Annotated in this window: 16 protein-coding genes; 1 reads left to right on the forward strand and 15 read right to left on the reverse strand. The window is 37.5% G+C overall.

Translation table 11 applies throughout. The features are described 5' to 3' along the window. Positions 1-173 precede the first annotated feature (173 nt). The 10 genes from HPE56_RS08690 to HPE56_RS08735 all read right to left on the reverse strand — a co-directional run bounded on the left by HPE56_RS08690 (position 174) and on the right by HPE56_RS08735 (position 14,525). Positions 174-1,043, reverse strand: coding sequence for a cation diffusion facilitator family transporter (locus HPE56_RS08690; protein ID WP_188243381.1), 870 nt, complete (start codon positions 1,041-1,043; stop codon positions 174-176). A gap of 189 nt (positions 1,044-1,232) precedes the next feature. Beyond that, the gene (locus HPE56_RS08695; RefSeq protein WP_188243382.1) at positions 1,233-2,039 is read right to left on the reverse strand and encodes a sterol desaturase family protein; all 807 of its coding nucleotides are present in this window, start codon (positions 2,037-2,039) and stop codon (positions 1,233-1,235) included. A 358-nt stretch (positions 2,040-2,397) separates the two neighbouring features. Continuing rightward, on the reverse strand, positions 2,398-2,694 hold the full coding sequence (locus HPE56_RS08700; protein ID WP_188243383.1) for a nuclear transport factor 2 family protein: 297 nt from the start codon (positions 2,692-2,694) through the stop codon (positions 2,398-2,400). A gap of 41 nt (positions 2,695-2,735) precedes the next feature. Then, entirely contained in the window at positions 2,736-3,896 is a 1,161-nt protein-coding gene (locus tag HPE56_RS08705; RefSeq protein ID WP_188243384.1) for a pyridoxal-phosphate-dependent aminotransferase family protein, read from the reverse strand. A gap of 285 nt (positions 3,897-4,181) precedes the next feature. After that, positions 4,182-5,624 carry a S41 family peptidase gene (locus tag HPE56_RS08710; RefSeq protein WP_188243385.1) on the reverse strand — a complete coding sequence of 481 codons (1,443 nt, stop codon included), beginning with the start codon at positions 5,622-5,624 and terminating at the stop codon, positions 4,182-4,184. 496 nt (positions 5,625-6,120) lie between these two features. After that, positions 6,121-6,771 (reverse strand): peroxiredoxin-like family protein, encoded by a 651-nt coding sequence (locus HPE56_RS08715; RefSeq protein ID WP_188243386.1) that lies wholly within the window; start codon positions 6,769-6,771, stop codon positions 6,121-6,123. A gap of 490 nt (positions 6,772-7,261) precedes the next feature. Then, positions 7,262-8,674, reverse strand: coding sequence for an efflux transporter outer membrane subunit (locus tag HPE56_RS08720; RefSeq protein ID WP_188243387.1), 1,413 nt, complete (start codon positions 8,672-8,674; stop codon positions 7,262-7,264). Between the two features lie 28 nt (positions 8,675-8,702). Beyond that, positions 8,703-11,840: an efflux RND transporter permease subunit gene (locus HPE56_RS08725; RefSeq protein ID WP_188243388.1), complete on the reverse strand. Its 3,138-nt coding sequence runs from the start codon at positions 11,838-11,840 to the stop codon at positions 8,703-8,705. A gap of 2 nt (positions 11,841-11,842) precedes the next feature. Beyond that, positions 11,843-13,021, reverse strand: coding sequence for an efflux RND transporter periplasmic adaptor subunit (locus HPE56_RS08730; protein WP_188243389.1), 1,179 nt, complete (start codon positions 13,019-13,021; stop codon positions 11,843-11,845). Between the two features lie 52 nt (positions 13,022-13,073). Continuing rightward, positions 13,074-14,525 carry an MATE family efflux transporter gene (locus HPE56_RS08735; RefSeq protein ID WP_188243390.1) on the reverse strand — a complete coding sequence of 484 codons (1,452 nt, stop codon included), beginning with the start codon at positions 14,523-14,525 and terminating at the stop codon, positions 13,074-13,076. Between the two features lie 218 nt (positions 14,526-14,743). Here HPE56_RS08735 and HPE56_RS08740 point away from each other — a divergent pair, with 218 nt between their 5' ends. Further along, positions 14,744-15,553 carry an AraC family transcriptional regulator gene (locus HPE56_RS08740; RefSeq protein WP_188243391.1) on the forward strand — a complete coding sequence of 270 codons (810 nt, stop codon included), beginning with the start codon at positions 14,744-14,746 and terminating at the stop codon, positions 15,551-15,553. Between the two features lie 55 nt (positions 15,554-15,608). Here the strand turns inward: HPE56_RS08740 and HPE56_RS08745 are convergent, their stop codons facing one another. The 5 genes from HPE56_RS08745 to HPE56_RS08765 all read right to left on the reverse strand — a co-directional run bounded on the left by HPE56_RS08745 (position 15,609) and on the right by HPE56_RS08765 (position 18,810). Continuing rightward, the gene (locus HPE56_RS08745; RefSeq protein WP_188243392.1) at positions 15,609-16,004 is read right to left on the reverse strand and encodes a DoxX family membrane protein; all 396 of its coding nucleotides are present in this window, start codon (positions 16,002-16,004) and stop codon (positions 15,609-15,611) included. A 124-nt stretch (positions 16,005-16,128) separates the two neighbouring features. Further along, the gene (locus tag HPE56_RS08750; protein ID WP_188243393.1) at positions 16,129-16,797 is read right to left on the reverse strand and encodes a peroxiredoxin-like family protein; all 669 of its coding nucleotides are present in this window, start codon (positions 16,795-16,797) and stop codon (positions 16,129-16,131) included. Position 16,798: 1 nt separating this feature from the next. Then, positions 16,799-17,632 (reverse strand): DUF6503 family protein, encoded by an 834-nt coding sequence (locus HPE56_RS08755; RefSeq protein WP_188243394.1) that lies wholly within the window; start codon positions 17,630-17,632, stop codon positions 16,799-16,801. A gap of 49 nt (positions 17,633-17,681) precedes the next feature. Then, on the reverse strand, positions 17,682-18,416 hold the full coding sequence (locus tag HPE56_RS08760) for an SDR family oxidoreductase (RefSeq protein WP_188243395.1): 735 nt from the start codon (positions 18,414-18,416) through the stop codon (positions 17,682-17,684). 19 nt (positions 18,417-18,435) lie between these two features. Next, on the reverse strand, positions 18,436-18,810 hold the full coding sequence (locus tag HPE56_RS08765; protein ID WP_188243396.1) for a hypothetical protein: 375 nt from the start codon (positions 18,808-18,810) through the stop codon (positions 18,436-18,438). Between the last annotated feature and the right edge of the window lie 56 nt (positions 18,811-18,866).

Here is an 18,866-nt window from a genome sequence, read left to right on the forward strand (position 1 = left end):
TAAAGACCACCGAATTTTTGAATGGGGTGGTCTTTTAGGATACTTACGAACCTTTTTGACGGTTCATCCAGTTTCGATGAAAAACGTGGGAAGATTGTTTTTTGGATTCTATATTTGAACTTTACAGTACTGGACTAAGGCTTTTTATTGGAGGTGTTGTGTACTGCCTTTTTTTATTCACCCGGTTCAACATGAATTAGTACGTGTCCTAAATTTGGTATTTCTTTTCGTAAATAGTCTTTTAATCTGTGTGCAATATCGTGACCTGATTTTACTGTAATTTCACTTTCGACAATTGCATGTAAATCAACGTGAAATTTCATGCCCGATTTTCGGATAAAACATTTCTCCGTATCTAATATACCTTCTACTTCTTTTGATTTTTCTCTAATTTCAAGTATTAGGTCGTCATAAAGTTGTTCATCCATAACTTCCCCTAATGCTGGTCGTAATATTAAATAACTATTATATAAGATAAATGCAGAAGCAAATAATGCTGCCCAATCATCAGCAGTTTCATATCCTTTACCAAATAGCAATGCTATTGAAATTCCGATAAACGCCATTATCGAAGTTATTGCATCACTTCTATGATGCCAAGCATCCGCTTTTAGTGAAGAACTATTCGTTTGTCTACTTTTTCCAATTACGATTTGAAATGATATTTCTTTCCATATTATTATTAGTCCCAAAACAATCAAAGTCCATGATTTCGGAGTTTTATGGGGTGTTTGAATGTTTTGGATACTTTCATATGCAATTATCGTAGCAGAAACAACAAGAAAAGCAACCACTCCGAATGTAATTAAGGGTTCAATTTTTCCGTGTCCATAGGGATGGTTTTCGTCTGCTGGCCGTTTTGCATATTTAAAACCCAATAAAACTAAAAATGAAGCAAAAATATCCGTTGTCGATTCAATCGCATCTGCAATTAAGGCATAAGAATTCCCGAAAAATCCAGCAAGTCCTTTTATCAAGGCTAAAGAAGCGTTTCCAATTATGCTGAAATAGGTTGTTCGTATTGCAGTTTGGTCGTTATCCATTCGTTTTTTTAGGTTGCACACAACGGTTTTGTGTTTGATTTCATTGTGTGTTTCAGCAACTAAATTAGCAAAAACAAACCAATTGGAATTCCGAAGTCCCGGAACGCGATCCCCAACGCTTTGGGGATTGTACGTAGTCAAGAACCAAACAATTATTCTTACACCGTATTATGTGTTCGTACTTTAGTATTATTTATCAAGTCGCTTAATATTTATAAATGGACTTATCAATAAATACCAAAAACCTTGTTTTTTGGCACCTTCAAATTCCATCAATCTATATTTTATTTTATCAACGGGTATTACTTTAAAGGTTCCAAAAATTTTGTCCCAAACAATAAACATATTCCCATAATTGGAATCTGTGTATTGTTGGTCTTGATGATGGTGTACTTTGTGAAAATTGGGTGTAACAAAAATAATCCCGAAAAATGAATCCACCCAAGTAGGAAATCTAAAACTACTATGGTGGGCAACGAACAAGGGCATATAAAGAATCCAGCGAAGAATAATGATATTTATATCCAAACCAAATAAAATTCCCGCTGCAATAACCGAAGCATTATCCAAGAAGACATCAAACGGATGCGCCCTAAAGGAGGTCGAACTGTCCATTTTTGTATCACTGTGATGTACCCTATGCAAACGCCAAAACAAATGCCATTTATGATTAAGGCGATGCGCCCAATAACCTACAAAATCAATAGCTATAATTCCAATAAGGATTTTCAATATATATGGCAATTCAATTTGGTTGAGTAAACCGATTTTATTCCCACTCACCCAGTCAAATACAATCACGAAAAGGGATGCGATCAGAATGTTCAAAAGGATGTAACCTGCCTGTAAAATAACACTATGGAAAAGGTGCACGCTATTTTTCTTAATAGCCGATCCGTTTTCCAATAATTGCTCGATAGTAAAGAATATTGCAAGTAATATCACGAACATTTTATCAGTGTCGATACTTATCAGGCTTTCAATTACATTGTTCATTTCGATTGGTTATATGTTTTGGTCGTATGACACACAACAATCGGATAGCTCCATTGATGCTATCCTACTAAGGTATCCAGGTCAATAATCGTTTATTTGAACCTTTCTAAAGATAATGATTTCAAATTTTGATGATTTGGGAAAAAGGGCAGCCTACACTACCCTGAAACTTACGTTCCAATTTTAGCTGGATAATCAGGAAATAAAAACTATGCAGAAACTTTAGGAATCCCATTTCGAACGTATGGACCTAGAATGACAATGTACCGGATAAAGGTAGAATTTATTTGTTTTTTAATTCTGTTCTTTGTTGGTAATAATTTTATTTCGTTTCGGTAAATAATTTTGTTCAATCTATTTACTCTAAATCATTCAATGGAATATTAGTTGCTTGTCGTGCAATCATCTGCCATTGATGATTTTTATACATCCAAATATCTACAAATCTTCTTTTCTCTGTATTTCCCATATTTCCAGTTAAACCAGTTGGTATCACTGTTTCTAAACCCATTCCTATGTCTTCAATAATTTTAAATTGGTCAATTTTTTGTTCATAAGATGAATAATTAATATAACCTTGTTTGAAAGCATCCATAACCACATTTAAGTCAAACACGGTATTTGTTGGAGCATTGACAATTAAATCACTTGCCAATATTTTTAGTATCCATCAAAAACATGGTTTCACTATTCCAATCAGAAGTGCTTCAATATTTGAACTGTTCCTAACCCTAACTCATCGGAATACCCATTGTTTTTCAACGCTGATTCAATGGCTCCTACCGTTGCGAGTAAATCACTTTTGTTTACCGACCCCATGTGTCCAATTCTAAAGTAATTATTTTTTAATTTAGGTAAAAGACCTCCAGCCAAAATAACTCCTTCTTGATTTACGCCCTTTAAAAAAGAGGAAGCGTCCATTTGACTTGGATATAAAGGGGCTGATAAGGTGTTTGCTGAAACCTGTTCGTTTTTTGATAATAATTCCAATCCTAACGCTTTGATTGCAGCCCGCATGGCTTTTCCTGCTCTTTTGTGTCGGTCGAAACGATTGTCTAGTCCCTCCTTTACAATGAGTTGTAAACTTTTTTCCAAAGCGATTACAAGATTAACCGCAGGTGTCCCAAAATAAGAGGCTTGTCTATTTTCATACGCTTTCATTATTGGTAACCAATTGGTCCAATCACCATAGTAATTACCGACAGGACTTGTTCGTTGTTCAAAGGCTTGAATTGCATTTGGGGAAGCAACTAAAAGAGCGAGTCCAGGAGGAACACCCACTGCCTTTTGGGAGGCAGTAAGTACTATATCGAGCCCCCAATCTTCTTGCTTGATTTCTTCGCCCGCAACAGAACAAACCCCGTCAAGAACTGTCAGTACCTTGTATTTTTTACCCAAGGCACCGATACTTTTAGCATCATTTAAAACCGCTGTCGATGTATCAACGTGTGTAAAAGTCAAAAGTTTATAGCTTTTGGATTTTAGTTGCTGATCTATAAGCTCCAAGGATACAATGTCACCCACTGGGGCCTCAAGTATATCCACTTCAGCTCCATATCTTTTTAAGATTTCGGCAAAACGCAAACCAAAGTAGCCTGTGGATATTACAAGTGCCTTATCTCCGGTTTCTATCAGGTTTGCCGCTGCCATGTCCATCGCAAGTGTACCCGTTCCCGCTACTATGAATGCCTGACCCGATGGGCATTGCCAAACCTCTTTCATTAGTTTTAAACTATTTGCAAAGGTGTCAATAAAATCAGGGGAAACATGGCTAGGAGTTGGTACTGCCATACATTGCATGACTTCACTTTCAAATTCTATTGGACCCGGTATCATTAATAATTTTCTCGATTTCATCTATTGCGTATTAAATTATTACCGACAATTACATAGCATACATTGATGCCATCCTCCTTATGGATCTAGGTCAATAATCGTTTTTTAAACTTTTATAAAGATAATGATTTTGAGTTTTGAACTATTTGAAAAAGGAATGTTGTAAACGCTGTAATTTACGTTCCAATTTATCCCGGTTAATCAGGAAGTAAACACAATGCAGAAAGCTTTAGGAATCCCATTTAGAACGTATGGACCTAGAATGATCATGTCCCGGATCAAGGAAGAATTTGTTTGTTTTTCACCTCAGTTCTTTATTGGCAATGGTTGTTTTACTGATTGTTCTTTTTCAAGTTGTATCGCTAATTCAATTGCGCTGTCTTTTTTGCCTTTCAAATCATTTGACAATTGGTCTAAAAATTCATCTTTGTCTTTTGAATATTCAATTTGATAATCTGCCGAAATTCCAATATTCTCGTAATTCCTACCTTTTAAATCTTGATAAACTTCATTAGATAATTCGTATTCCCAACCATTTGGAAGTTCTTTATCCAAAGTCGAAGAAAAAATCCCTTCTGTTGTCGAGCCAATTCTTTTAAAATTGGTGTTAGCCAAAGATGCCAAAACAAGAATTTCTGACGCACTCGCTGTTAAATGGCTGGTAAGTAAATATACCTTTCCACTGAAATGATTTTTTGACGGAATAATTTTAAAGTTTTGGGGATTTGCAAAACCTTTTTCTATTCTTGCTTTTTTCGTGTAAGCTAATTTTTCCTGATCTGAAAAATGGTTCAAAATATCAAGTGCAACCGCATCTTTTCCGCCACCATTAAAGCGTAAATCCAAAATATAGCTTTTCGCTTTTGGTAAGTCTTTAATTATTGAATTCAATATTTTGTTGATACCGTCAACTTCGTCCTGCCTTTGTAATTCGTCTTTCCTGTTTTCTGCTTTTTCCCAATATTGACCATAGAAATTTCTCAAATCCAAATCTTTCTGTAAGTCATAGTCAGCCAACATCAGCATAGCATTGATTTGTACATAGCCTACATTATCATTGATAAGTCCGTAACGAACCATTCCTGCATTATAATTTCGCAAGCTGTCAACATAGAATTCTGCGATTTCTTTATTGAGATTAAATTCGTCCAATTTGGAATACTTATCTTCTTGTTCCTCTATTTGATTTATATACTCGTTTTCAATTTGTTCGGGCACTTCCATTTTTACGTGTCCATCATTTAGAAGTGCAATCATTTCCCTAAAGATTGTATAAAGCTCTAAATCAGTAGTGTTGTCGTTTACCTTAGGTTCGTATATTTTATAGACTTCGTTCCAATCAATACCTTTAATATCAAAAGATGCATAATGTTCATTGAAAGTGTCCCAAAACACTTGAAAATTATGTTTTGGGTTGTTATTCAATTCGTTTGAAGTTTTACAGAGATTAGGCAACTTCCCTAATCTCGTAAATAGCCAATCATCATTTCCGTGCTGAATGATTAACGTGTCTTTTGAATAATTCTTGACTCTACCAAAATCTAAAATGTGTTCCTTAAATGACAAATTACAATCTTGCTTTGAAATATTATAAACACTTATAATTGTGTCGTTCAATGCTATAATGTTTCCATATCCAATTTGTTTCCAAATTCCGTCCGGTTTTGGTTTTTCGTTCGATACTTTTTCATTGCACGAAATAAAAATTAAAAATAATGTTAGAATTGATGAAATTTTAATGTTTTTCAATCTGTTTCTTGGTTTGGTTAATTACTGCCAAAGTCTCGGCTATGTTTGCGTTACTGACGCCGTCTGCAAAGCAGTGGGCGGGTTAATGCCCTGACGTCTGGATTTTTCAGCCCAAGACCAAGCCTTTGGTTAAAGTTAAGGATTTCCACAAAAGGAAATCCGCCCGCAATGGATTACGGCCAATTTTATGTGCCATGTTTTTTAACCACTATTGTATATTCTACCTTTTTGTTTCCGTTTATTAAAACCTCCAACACGATTGCTGTCCTGTCGATTAATTATCACGTACGCAATACGAGGCACTAACAGAAAGAGTCCAACGATATAAATTACATAGTATTCCGACTACCCTTAAAGGTTGGACTTATGAAAATGGGCATTATACCATGATGTAGGTAGTTTTATTCCAGAAAACAGAAACGAGCTATGTAATCAATGAAGTTGACTTATTTTTGGGGTAAACAAATATTCCTACTTGTAACCTAATGGTACGTTCTTAGGCTAATTTTTTCAATGCTTCAATAATTTCATCAGGCTCTGAACGGGTTCTATAGTCAACGTTAACATAGCGCCATGTAACCACTGCGTCCCGTCCTACAACAAACGTTGCAGGAATTGGTAATACATTACCGTTGCCATTGTTTATTTTATCCAAATCAAGTTTACGATCTACTCGCATGTGTTCCGCCAAAAACTCCGGTACTTCCCATGCAACACCATATTGCAAGGCAACCTTTGCGTCTTGGTCAGACAAGACAATAAAGTCCATCTTACTAATTTCATCATCTGTTAATGATCCATCCGGTACTTGTGGACTAATGGCCACCAATGTAGCACCCAATGCATGGATTTCATCCAGTCTAGCTTGTAAGGCCCTAAGTTGTAAATTACAGTAAGGGCACCAATTACCCCTATAAAAAGTAATAACAACCGGACCCTTCTCTAATAAAGCATTTAATCGGATTGATTCACCTTCAGGATTAGGCAGCTCAAAACCAGGGGCTTTCTGTCCAATCTTAATGGCACTTTTTCCTCGTTCAAAAGCTTTTTCTTGTTTAATAATGTCATCAACCCCACGCATGAACCCAGGATTGGATTGTCGTCCTGATTCTATTTTAGCATCAGTTAGTTCTTTTAATTTTTTCATTTAATTATTTTAGTCATATCCCCGTTTAGTTTGGAATCCTTTATGGTATGCGCTACCAAATTTCAACGTCTTATTATGGGGTTTGTGTACGATTTCGTCGCGTGGTTAAACACGTAATTTAGTAAATAAAAACCTAATAGCATTCCGAAGTCTCGTAACACGAGTCCCGATATTTCGGGGTTTATAAGGAGGCTAGAACCAGCAATAAATAAATCATATACGCTTACGTTTGATTCCCTTTAAATTGATAGTATAATCAGAAAGAAGAATTTATATGCTTTTTACTAAAGGTATTCCCGAAAAATCCTAGCCTTTACAATGATAAGTCCACCTGGGTTACTTTTATGTAACCCACCCTGCAGTTCGCGTTGTACGTAGTGCCCAAGCAAACCCGTAACATATTGATGGGCTATCTTCTAGCTTGCTGTTCTAAAGTATCCCTTGGAAAATGCCTTAACCATCTTGGTCAAGGTATGTATTCTCCGAAAGCCTAGTTTAGCCACCCTCCCCCAAGGGCGCGGTAAAGCTGAACCACGGCCTGCAATTCCTGTTGTTTGTCATTAACACCATCCAATTGTGCAGCCAATAGATTGTTCTTCGTGCTAAGCACATCGGTATAATTCGTAGAGGAAGAATATTCCAAAAGTGCCTGTGTAAATGCAACCGACTTTTCCAAAGCCGAAATTTGATGTGCTCTTGATTCCTGTTTTTCCTTAGCCTTCTTGTAAAGGAAAAGTGCGTTCGAAATTTCTCCTCCGGCACCTAACCATGTTGCCTTATAATCATAAAAAGCCTGTTGTTGTTTTGATTTGTCGATCTTTAATCGGGCCTTGTTTTCTCCATTTGCAAAAATGGGTTGGGTAAGACCACCCACTACATTGTAAAATAGGGAACCATCAAAAAAGTCAGATAAACTCAATGAAGAAAGTCCGCCATTTGCCGTAATAGTCAAAGAAGGATAAAAATAGGCTTTGGCCATATTTACATCCTCAAAAGCCGCTCTAAAGGCCATTTCCGCTTCTTGAATATCGGGTCGGTTTCGTAAAAGTGACGCAGGAAGCCCTATTTTCAAATCGGAATAGGCGGTTTGATCTTCCAGGGAGGATCTTTCTATGGTCCCTGGAACCCTTCCCAATACAATGGAAAGGGCGTTTTCTTCCTGTAAGATGCTTACCTCGATATCCTTTATCGTCGTCTCTATGGCATATCTACTGGCTTCACTTTGCACCACGGCCGCACCATCTACCACTCCCGATTCTTTAAGGAATTTCATGGTTTCTTGATCTTTGATCCTATTTTCCAATGTTCCCTGGGTAATAGCCAATTGGGCATCTAAGGCCAACAAATTGTAATAACCTTCTACTATATCCGATATCAATTGGGTTTGCACGGCCCTGGCCGCTGCTTCCGTTTTTAGGAAGGAAGCTAAAACCGACCGTTTGTTACTGCGCAATTTCCCCCATACATCGAGCTCCCAGCTACTACTTAATTGCCCTGTATAGGTAGTCGTATTTAAATTAACCCCACTTACACTACCGAAATTCAAGGCCGCTTCCGATGTTTTGGATCGCGCTACCTGGGCACTACCTTCCAAACTGGGTAAAAAGGAAAGTCTTGCCTGGGTCAAGCTAGCTTGTGCCTGATTTATATTTTCCAAGGCGGTCTTTAAATCAAGATTGTTTTGCAGTCCTTCTTCTATCAAATTTTGTAAAGTACTATCCGATATTATTTCTTTCCAAGGTAGCGTAGCAATAGAAGTACTATCTGTTACCAAAGTGTCCCTATAACTCTCAGAAAATTCTGCATCCGGCGTTACATATTTTTTATTCATCACACCACAAGAATTCAACATTAAAAGAATTAAAGTAAGCGGAATTATATATATTAAAGATTTAAATTTCATAACTGTTTTTTTATTTATTCAATGGAAACTATTCGTCCTCATCATCGCCCCAATCATGCTTTGGAACGCCTACTACGTTTTCTTGAAGATGTTGGAAAATCACATATAGAACAGGGATGATCAAAACCCCTAACAAGGTTCCTATTAGCATACCGCCAATGGCTCCGGTACCAATAGCCCTATTTCCCGTAGCTCCCGCACCAGTTGTGATCATTAGGGGAAGCAACCCGAAAATAAAGGCGAAGGATGTCATTAGAATAGGTCTAAACCTGGCAATGGCTCCATCTATTGCTGATTGTACAATAGTTTCTCCATCTCGCCTTCTTTGTATGGCAAATTCCACAATTAAAATGGCATTTTTAGCAAGTAGCCCAATTAGCATTACCAATGTAATTTGTATATAAATGTTATTACTAATTCCAAATAGGTTTGCAAAAATCAAAACTCCAGAAAGACCAGCGGGAACGGCCAATAAAACGGCTATGGGAAGTATATAGCTTTCATATTGCGCACTTAATAGGAAGTACACAAAAATGAAACAGAGCATAAATATATAAACGGTTTGACTACCTGCCGAAATTTCCTCTCGGGTCATCCCAGAGTATTCATAGCCATACCCTGTGGGTAATACTTCTTTAGCCACTTCTTCAATAGCAACAATAGCATCACCAGAACTATAACCAGCATTAGGAGAACCAGTTATTTTAGCTGCAGTAAATAAATTAAAACGCGTAAGACTTTGCGGACCATACACTCTTTTAAGCGTTACAAATTCGGTAATAGGCGCCATAACACCATTCTTGTTTTTTACTTTGATGGCATTTAAACTTTCTAGGTTGTCTCTAAAATCAGCTTCCGCTTGATAAATAACACGATATTGTTTTCCGAATTTATTGAAATTAGAAGCATACACCCCACTGAAATACCCTTGCATCACACTTAATACACCTTCTACATCTAAACCTGCCAACTTAGTTTTAGCAACATCCACTACAACTTCATATTGTGGAAACGTAGGGTCAAATGTGGAATTTGCATATTGTACTTCTGGTCGTTCACTTAAAGCGGTAATAAAATCTTGACTCACCTTATACAATTCATCCACAGTACCTCCACTTTGATCTTGTAATTGAATTTCAAATCCATTACTCATTCCAAAACCTGTGATGGTTGGTGGTGCAAAAAAGATGATTCTAGCATCTTTAATATGCCCTGTTTTAGCAAATAACCGTTTAATGATAGATTGCACATCTTGATCGTCACCTGTTCTTTCATCCCACGGTTTTAGTTTTAGTATGACCATACCATAGTTAGAACCCTCACCACTAATCATTCCACGACCTGTGGTCCGTAAAACGGCTCTTACTTCAGGAATATCTTGGACCAATTCTTGTACTTGCTGCACCACTTCTGCTGTTCTTTCCAAAGAAGATGCCGCCGGTAAACTAATGTCCGCCATAATGGTTCCTTGATCCTCATCGGGAACAAAACCGGTAGCAGTGGTATTCATTAAATACACGAACAGCCCTATAAAAACACAGAGTACACCAATGGCAATAGCTTTTTTGTGAATAAGGAAGGATATGGCTTTTCTGTATTTTGAGGTCGTTCTCTCAAAACCTACATTGAATGCCATATAAAAACGTTGGAAAAAACTCTTTTCTTTATGTTCATCGTGTGGTTTCAACAATAAGGCACATAAGGCAGGACTTAAAGTCAATGCGTTGATGGCCGATAAGATAATGGCAATGGCAAGCGTTAAACCGAATTGCTGATAGAACACGCCCGAAGACCCACTGATAAAGGTTACGGGTATAAATACCGCAGACATCACCAAGGTAATGGAAATGATAGCCCCTGAAATTTCATTCATGGCATCCAAACTGGCTTTTCGTGCCGATTTATAACCGGAATCGAGCTTGGCATGTACCGCCTCAACCACTACAATGGCATCATCCACCACAATACCAATGGCTAGCATCAATGCAAAAAGCGTTAATAGGTTAATAGTGAACCCAAATAAGTTAAGAAAAAAGAAGGTTCCTACGATTGCTACAGGAACCGAAATTGCAGGAATCAAGGTTGAACGCCAATCTTGTAAGAAAATAAAAACCACCAAAAACACCAATAAAAAAGCTTCGATAAGCGTATGAAGTACTTTCGTAATAGAGGCCTCTAAGAAGTCATTGGCATTCAACATCTCTACATATTTAATGCCTTCAGGAAAATTAACAGATGCTGCTTCCAAGGTTGCTATGGAATTCTCTACTACTTCTTGCGCATTAGATCCCGAAGATTGTGCTATGGCGATACCAACTCCCGCATGTCCATTAATTAATGTAGAGTTACTGTACGATTGCGAACCTAATTCTACTCTAGCCACATCTTTTAATCGTAGTATACGTCCATCCCCTGTTGTTTTTACAATAATATCTTCAAACTCAGATGCATTTTGAAGTTTTCCTTTATATTTTAAAGTGTACTGGTAGGCTTGGTCTCCTTGCAACCCTAATTCTCCTGGTGCTGCTTCCAAGTTTTGGTCGGCAAGTGCTGTGCTAATATCCGAAGGTTCCAAACCATAGTTAGCCATCATATTGGCTTTTAACCAAATACGCATACTGTAATCTCTAGATCCAAAGGTAGTCGCACTACCTACGCCATTAATTCTCTTTAGCGTTGGAACGATGTTTATGTTTGCATAATTCTGAACAAATTCTTCATCATAATCGCTATTTTCACTATAAAGACCAATAATAAGTACATTACTACTTTGCTGTTTTTTAGTGGTTACCCCAGATTGTGTTACTTCAGAAGGCAATAAACTGGTTGCCGTAGACACACTATTCTGAACATTTACTGCGGCAATATCGGGATCGGTACCTAGTGCAAAATAAACAGAGATACTTGCAGAACCACTACTTGCTGTAGAGGTCATATAGGTCATACCTTCTACTCCATTTATGGCTTCTTCCAAAGGAACAATAACACTGTTGAGTACCGCTTCCGCATTTGCTCCATCGTAAGAAGCGGAAACTTGTACCGTTGGCGGTGCAATATCGGGATATTGGGATACCGGTAAGGTCTTAATTCCAATAAGCCCCAAAACCAAGATGATGATGGAAATTACCGAAGAAAGTACCGGTTTTTTTATAAACTTTTTAAACATAACTATTTTGTTTCAGATGAATTTGTACTAACTGGACTATCTGTTTTTAAAGAAGCGACATCGGAAGCATCAACTGCAACCACTTTAATTTTCTTTCCGCTAGAAAGCGTATTAATACCTTCTATAATCACTTGGTCTCCTGTTTTTAATCCGCTAGTTACGATATACGCTTTACGAGAAACAGTGGGTGTTACTTCTATTTTTGTGGATTTTGCTTCCGATTGGGCATCTACTATGTAAGCATAAACCTTTCCTTGTATCTCGTAAGTCGCAGCTTGTGGAATAAGCAAGGCATCCTTTACGGTCTTGGGCAGTTGTATGGTGGCACTATTCCCTGTTCTTAATAAATTATCTGGATTATCAAAAATAGCACGGACATTAAAAGAACCTGTCTCTTCATCTACTTGTCCACTAACCGTTTGTATTTTCCCTTTTTGATCAAATAAACTGTAATCTGGCAATAAAAGGGAAACGTCATTATTATTGTTGAGTAAGCCTTCTTTGGAAAATTCCAAATACGTCTTTTCGTTAATGGAAAAATAGGCGTATACCTGTTTGATATTGGATACCGTCGTCAATGGTTCTGTATTGCCACTATTTACCAAACTCCCCAATTTATAGGGCAAGGAACCGATATAGCCAGAAACCGGTGCGGTAATACGGGTATAATTCAAATTGGTCTTGGCATTTGCCAAGTTGGTTTTGGCCTGTTCCAAGGCCGCTTTTTTGGCAATCAGTGTATTTTGGGCCGAAGCGAGTTCAAAACTGCTTATGATTTCCCTTTCTACCAAAGGTTTTGCCTTTTCCACACTTAATTGGGCCGAACTTACTTCCGCCTTGGCACTGTTTATAGCCGCCTGTGCACTTAAAACTTCTTGTTCGTATTCTGGGGCGTTAAGCAAAAAGAGACGTTGTCCTTTTTCTACATATTCACCTTCGTCTACCCATACCTTTTCTATAAAACCTTCAATCTTTGGTCTAATCTCAATATTCTCGATACCTTCAATAGTTCCTGGGAATTCTCTGTACAGTTCTATGGTTTCAGGTGAAACTTTTAATACTTGGTATTCGGCAACAGTTTCATTCTTATCAGCATCTTTATTGCTGTTACACGAGGTTGACAATAGCCCTATAAATAGGACAAGGTACCAAATTTTAAAGTTGTTTTTTTTAGTTTTCATTTATCAATTTTTGTACTTATTAATCTTGCTTGTTGTTGTTCTGTTTAAAAGTTTATTCTGTAATGAATTGCTCATTCGAATTAGCTATTTTTAATTTTTTTATTGAATATTTTTTGACAAGCAATAAGGATATAATAGCCGCTAAACTATCACTAACCACAAAGGCAATCCATACACCAACTAAGCCATAGCTATTATTTAATAAATATGCAATCGGAATAAATAATAATACAGGACGGAATATTGCTAAAAACGTTGCGACTGTATTCTTTTGAATGGCTTGAAAGTAACGAGTTACCACCACTTGTATCATAAAAAAAGGGATAGAGATCACAAATATTTCTAAAGCGGATTTTGTAAGCGATACAATTTCTACATTATCATCTATAAACACCCCTATTATTGATTCTGGGAAAATAGCTATAGCAGTAATCCCTAAAAAAGCTGCCAAAAGCACAAAAACCAATACATATTTTAATGTAGTTAAAGCACGAGCATACTGTTTTGCACCATAATTGTAACTGATAATCGGTTGCATACCATCTCCTGTTCCAAGGGCAGTCATCATAAAAAATACATTAATTCCAAAAATAATTCCCATAACCGCTACAGCATCCGATCCTCCAGATTCTAATAACAAATGATTGGCAAATGCATTTTGAAAGCTTACGGCTATATCCATGACAAATGGTGCTAAACCTACAGCAAGAATCGGTAGAATGATTTCTTTTTTAAGTTTAATCTGTTTCCAAACTAGTTTTACCAGACTTTTTCCGTTGAAGTAATAATTAAGAAGAAGCACGGCATTAGTTCCTTGGGCTATTACCGTAGCTAACGCCGCTCCTTGTACTCCCAAACCAAATATTTTCATAAAAACATAATCTAAACTAACATTGATCAGGGAAGAAATTAGAACGAGTTTTGCTGGTAAATGGGGATTTCCTTCTGCACGACTGGTAAATTCCAAAGCAATGAAAAAACTAAGTGGAAAGCCCATGACAATAATGAAAAGATAATCTGATGATAAACTAAGGAGTGATCCTTGAGCTCCAAAAACAACTAATAAATCTTTGTAAAAAAATAATCCTGCAGTTGTAAAAAGCACCATTACAATCAATAACCCTGCTAACATAGTACCAAATACTTCTTCGGCTTTATCTAAGCGATTTTCTCCTAAATATTTGGCGATTAAAACCCCTGCTCCACTACCAAAAAGTAAAACAAATCCAAACTGAAAAAAGTTGATTGGAAATACTAAGGTTACTGCGGATATACCTTCTGCACCAACAAATTGACCAACAAATATGCGATCTACTACATTATAAAGTATATTAACTAGCATCCCTAAAACAGCAGGACCAACAAAAACTATCAATAGTTTTAAAATAGAATCCTCTTTAAGAGAATACGCTTTATCATTTTTACGAAAGAGACTCACAAACACCTGTTTCTTGTCTTTTAAGAAAAGAAATAGTTTATGAAATATAGTCTTCAGATTACGCATGAGGCTTTTGTTGTTTTATGGGGACAAAGGTACAGAGACAAAGGACTGTATTATACATTGCTATTTCCGTATAATAGATTACTATTTAGGTTTTACATATCTTTAACGTTTTAAACGGAATAGGTACTGTAATGGAAGTCTTTAATGATATAAACAATTACTTTTTAAACCACTTGGAAGTTGCAAATGATTATTCCAATAGTTTTTACATTAGAAGAATGGAAAAACTTAAACATTTTGTAAAACCAGATGCTAAATTCAATGAACCTCACAAACGTGATTTCTTTGAGATAGCTGTTTTAGAACGCAATACGAAAAGTATTCAAATAGGAAATCAGACGCTTCAGGATTTGACAAATAGTTTGGCTATTGTTTCTCCATTTCAAGTCATTAATTATAATAAATTACCACCCAATGATGAGGACAAAGGGTATATCATTTACTTTAACCCTTTGATTTTTACGAGATTAAACCAATCTTATGGACTTCAAAACGAGTTTCCTTTTTTTAAAATCCATACCATGCCCTTATACCAATTATCCGATAGCGACTTTAAGGATGTTTTAAATGTGGCAGAAGAATTACACCATGAGTCCAGAAGCACAAAAGCACATAATCTTGAAATAGTAAGGTCTTTACTTCTTGTCTTATTGTACAAGGTAAAACGCTATACACAAGATAATAAAGGCATTGTTACCATGAATAGGTTTGAAGCGATCACGTCTAAATTTGAACAAGTCCTTCTTTCTAATAACCATCCATTCTTAAGCGTTAAGGAATATGCCTCCAAAATGCATATCAGTGCGACATACTTAACGGAATGCACTAAAAAAGCAACTGGCAAAAGTGCCCAAAAAATAATCATTGATTACAAAATATTGTACGCAAAAACACTCTTACACCAAAAGGATAAATCTGTAACCGAAGTAGCCGATACCTTGGATTTTAATGAAGTGGCCAATTTCAATCAGTTCTTTAAGCGCAATACCGGTATGACCGCTACCCAATTTCGGAATGGAAGGAATTAAGAAAACTTAAAAAAAATCACGATACACATTCAGTCCAAGTCACCAGAAAAATCACTTAGGCCTTCAACTTGGTATCCAAGGCAAAACTGTTCCTGTCTATATGTTGTATGAGATACGCAAAGAAAGCCACATGTATGAATTGAGGCACCAACGCCCCCCAATTCTCGATCAACGTGGTGCCGAATATGAGTAAAATCATCACTAGGGCCGCCACTATGGAGGATATACGCGTAAACAAGCCCAAAATAAGAAGTATTCCCAATACAAACTCTGCTATGGGCAAAGCATAACTGAAGGGCAATACCAGGATATCAGGAAGTATGGCGTTTTCAAATTCCTTGAGCATCCACGCACTGAATCCCTGCAATTTGGGAAGACGCACCAGTCCATGCCCCAACATACTTACCCCTACGGCCACTCTTAAAATCAGGTATGCGGTCTGTGTATTCATTGCTTTAATATTTAAATAGTATGGTTCAAAAAAACTTTTGGAGTGTACATAAAACGAACTACGTTTTCGATTGTGATCCCTAGCCATTATTTTTACACATCGTATTGCCCCCTGTGTGGGACTGTTATTTATTGCTTTCCAAAAAGCGGGTCAACTCAGCAGGTTCCGCCCTGTTTCTATAATCAGCATCCAAAAACGCGTAACGTATTGTTCCGTCTTCATTGATGATATAGGTTGCTGCCAGGGGCAGTTCGTGTGAATCATCGCCATTATAGGCACGCATTCCAAACGATGTGTCATACATGTCTGCTACCCCATCGGTAAGTTTAAAAACGATGCCGTACGTTTTGGCGATTTCATTTCCCACATCACTTAAAACCTCAAACTGCAGGTTATGTTTTTCCACAGTGTCCAACGATTTATCGGGCAACTCTGGCGTCAGGGCTATCAAATTCGCTCCGTTGGCCTTAAAACCGGACACTTCGCGTTGCAGTCGCTGTAAGGTCATATTGCAATAGGGGCACCAACCTCCACGATACCATGTTAAAACCACTTTCCCTTTTTTTAGGTAATCCTGTAATGACACGGGTTTCCCCAAGGCATTGTTCAGTACAAAATCGGGAGCCCTCTCCCCTACTTGTTTAGCTTTGTCCAGTATTCCGCTTTTCCTTACGGCATCTATACCTGCCTTATAGACCGTTTTCTTGTGGTCATCGGCATTCAATTCAAAGTTCGCCTTCTTCTCCTCCAAAAGTGATTTAAGACTTGCTGGACTATCTTGGTTATCTCCCATACTATTTAAAATCTTCTTTTGTCAAACCGTTGTTGAACTTAATATTCGACCAAGTAACCTTGATCCAAGGAGCATCGCTGACATCGGCATTCCAATTGGATTTTTTATATAAACGCTTTGTTGGCAATAACATGCCATCCACTTCCTCATATTGAAGCTTCATTAAATTGGGGGTTTCCAAAACCCCAAAATCGGCCACGGTAAACAAGAATTGATCCACCAATCCTGTTTTTTTATTGATATAAAGTTGATACGTATCGGTTGGTTTATTGCCTTTTGAATTGAAAGTGATCTTTACGACATCGTAGCGTATTCCTTCTATCGTTTCTTCCTTAAGGTATTCATAGTTGATTCCTGGATCCAATAATTTTTGCATCATGGTGAACCAATAAAAATTGGTAGGTCTGTTGAAGGCAACCCTTTTTAAGTGATTTTCATCATTTAAGGCAACACCATTGTGTTTTAACCAATACGTACTTCCATCAAAACCTTGCTCAATCAATCCTTCAAGATTGGGTAACGTTCTTTCATGGCGTTCATAGGCCCCATAGGACAACTCTCCCTTAAACAGATACTTTTCCGTCGTTACATCGGTTTTGCCGTCCGGTGTTTGGTAAGTATAGGTGTATACCACATCCCTTTTACTGCGAAGACTTTTGTAATCCCCAACTTTTTGCACCATTTCGTAAACGAGTTGTTGCCCCTTATTTTCGAATCCCGATGATGTGACACTTTCTTTCGCTGCTGTTGCGGTAACCGTTTTTGTTTTTTTACCATCATTGCAGGACACGATCATACATCCGAGAAGGATTACCGCTAAGAATTTAATTTTCATAGACTTTGTTTTTGACTGTTTGGTTGTTGTTTTTATTATCAATAGTAAATTAAACCAGAGCGCCATTAGCACCGATTACCTGGCCAGAAATCCATTTTGAATCATCGCTGGCCATGAACAGTACTACTTTGGCGATATCCAAGGGTTTTGCCAATCGGTTAAAAGCATTCATGCTACTGAGCATATCAATAAATTCCTGTGATTTTCCTTTTAAGAACAATTCCGTCTCTGTGGCACCTGGGGCAATCGCATTCACAGAAATCCCCCTCCCGATTTCCTTGGAGAATACACGGGTCATTTGCTCAACGGCCGCCTTGGATGCCGAATAGAGCGCGTATGTCGGAAACATCAACTTTACCGTACTTGATGATACGTTTATAATGTTGCCATTGTCCGCCAATTTACCATGTGCCTCCTGTAAGGTATTGAAAACACCACGTACATTGATCTCAAACTGCCGGGTAAAATCATCCTGGGTATTGTCCTTGATCGCTTTGGATATCATTATACCCGCATTGTTGACAAGCACATCGACTTTTCCATAGCGTGCTATGGTTTCATCAAACAGTTGGGTTACCTCTTGTCGGTCGCTTACATCGGCTTTGACACAAAAAGCCGTACCCCCACCTTCCATAATTTCCGCTACGGTTGCCTTAGCCTCGGCCTCACTATGGGAATGATTCACCACTACCTTGGCACCATTTTTCGCCAAGAGCAAGGCGATTTCCTTCCCTATCCCCCTGGAAGAACCTGTCACTATGATTACTTTCTCATTTATTTCCATCCTATGAATATTAACTGAATTATTTGATTGTCTTTAATCGATATATAGATATTGCTGCCAGGATAATGGCTATGACCACAAGTACCATCTTAGGTTCCGGCCTTGCAAAAAATTCCAACCCTAAGGCCGTCAACATCATCGCCAATAAAAAGAGAAACGCAAATTTCCCCAGCATGGCCCTTTTAGTGAAAATGAACACAAGCAACACAATGGCCAAGCCCAGTTCCGAAAGCCCTGTAAAAACCCTAAAAATATCGGCATCAATTTTCAAGGCTTTCCCAAAATGCTCGAATCCCGCCTTACTTTGAGGTTGTCCCAATAATTTTGGTATCGCAAAAAATAACATCATAGCACTAGCCACAATATTGATCCATTGATTTTTAAGTATTTTCATTTATTTCAGTGTTATTGATTTCATTGTAATGACCCTATAATCGATACCTTGATTTC

This window comes from Maribacter aquimaris (assembly GCF_014596745.1).
GTDB classification, from domain to species: Bacteria; Bacteroidota; Bacteroidia; order Flavobacteriales; family Flavobacteriaceae; genus Maribacter_A; species Maribacter_A aquimaris.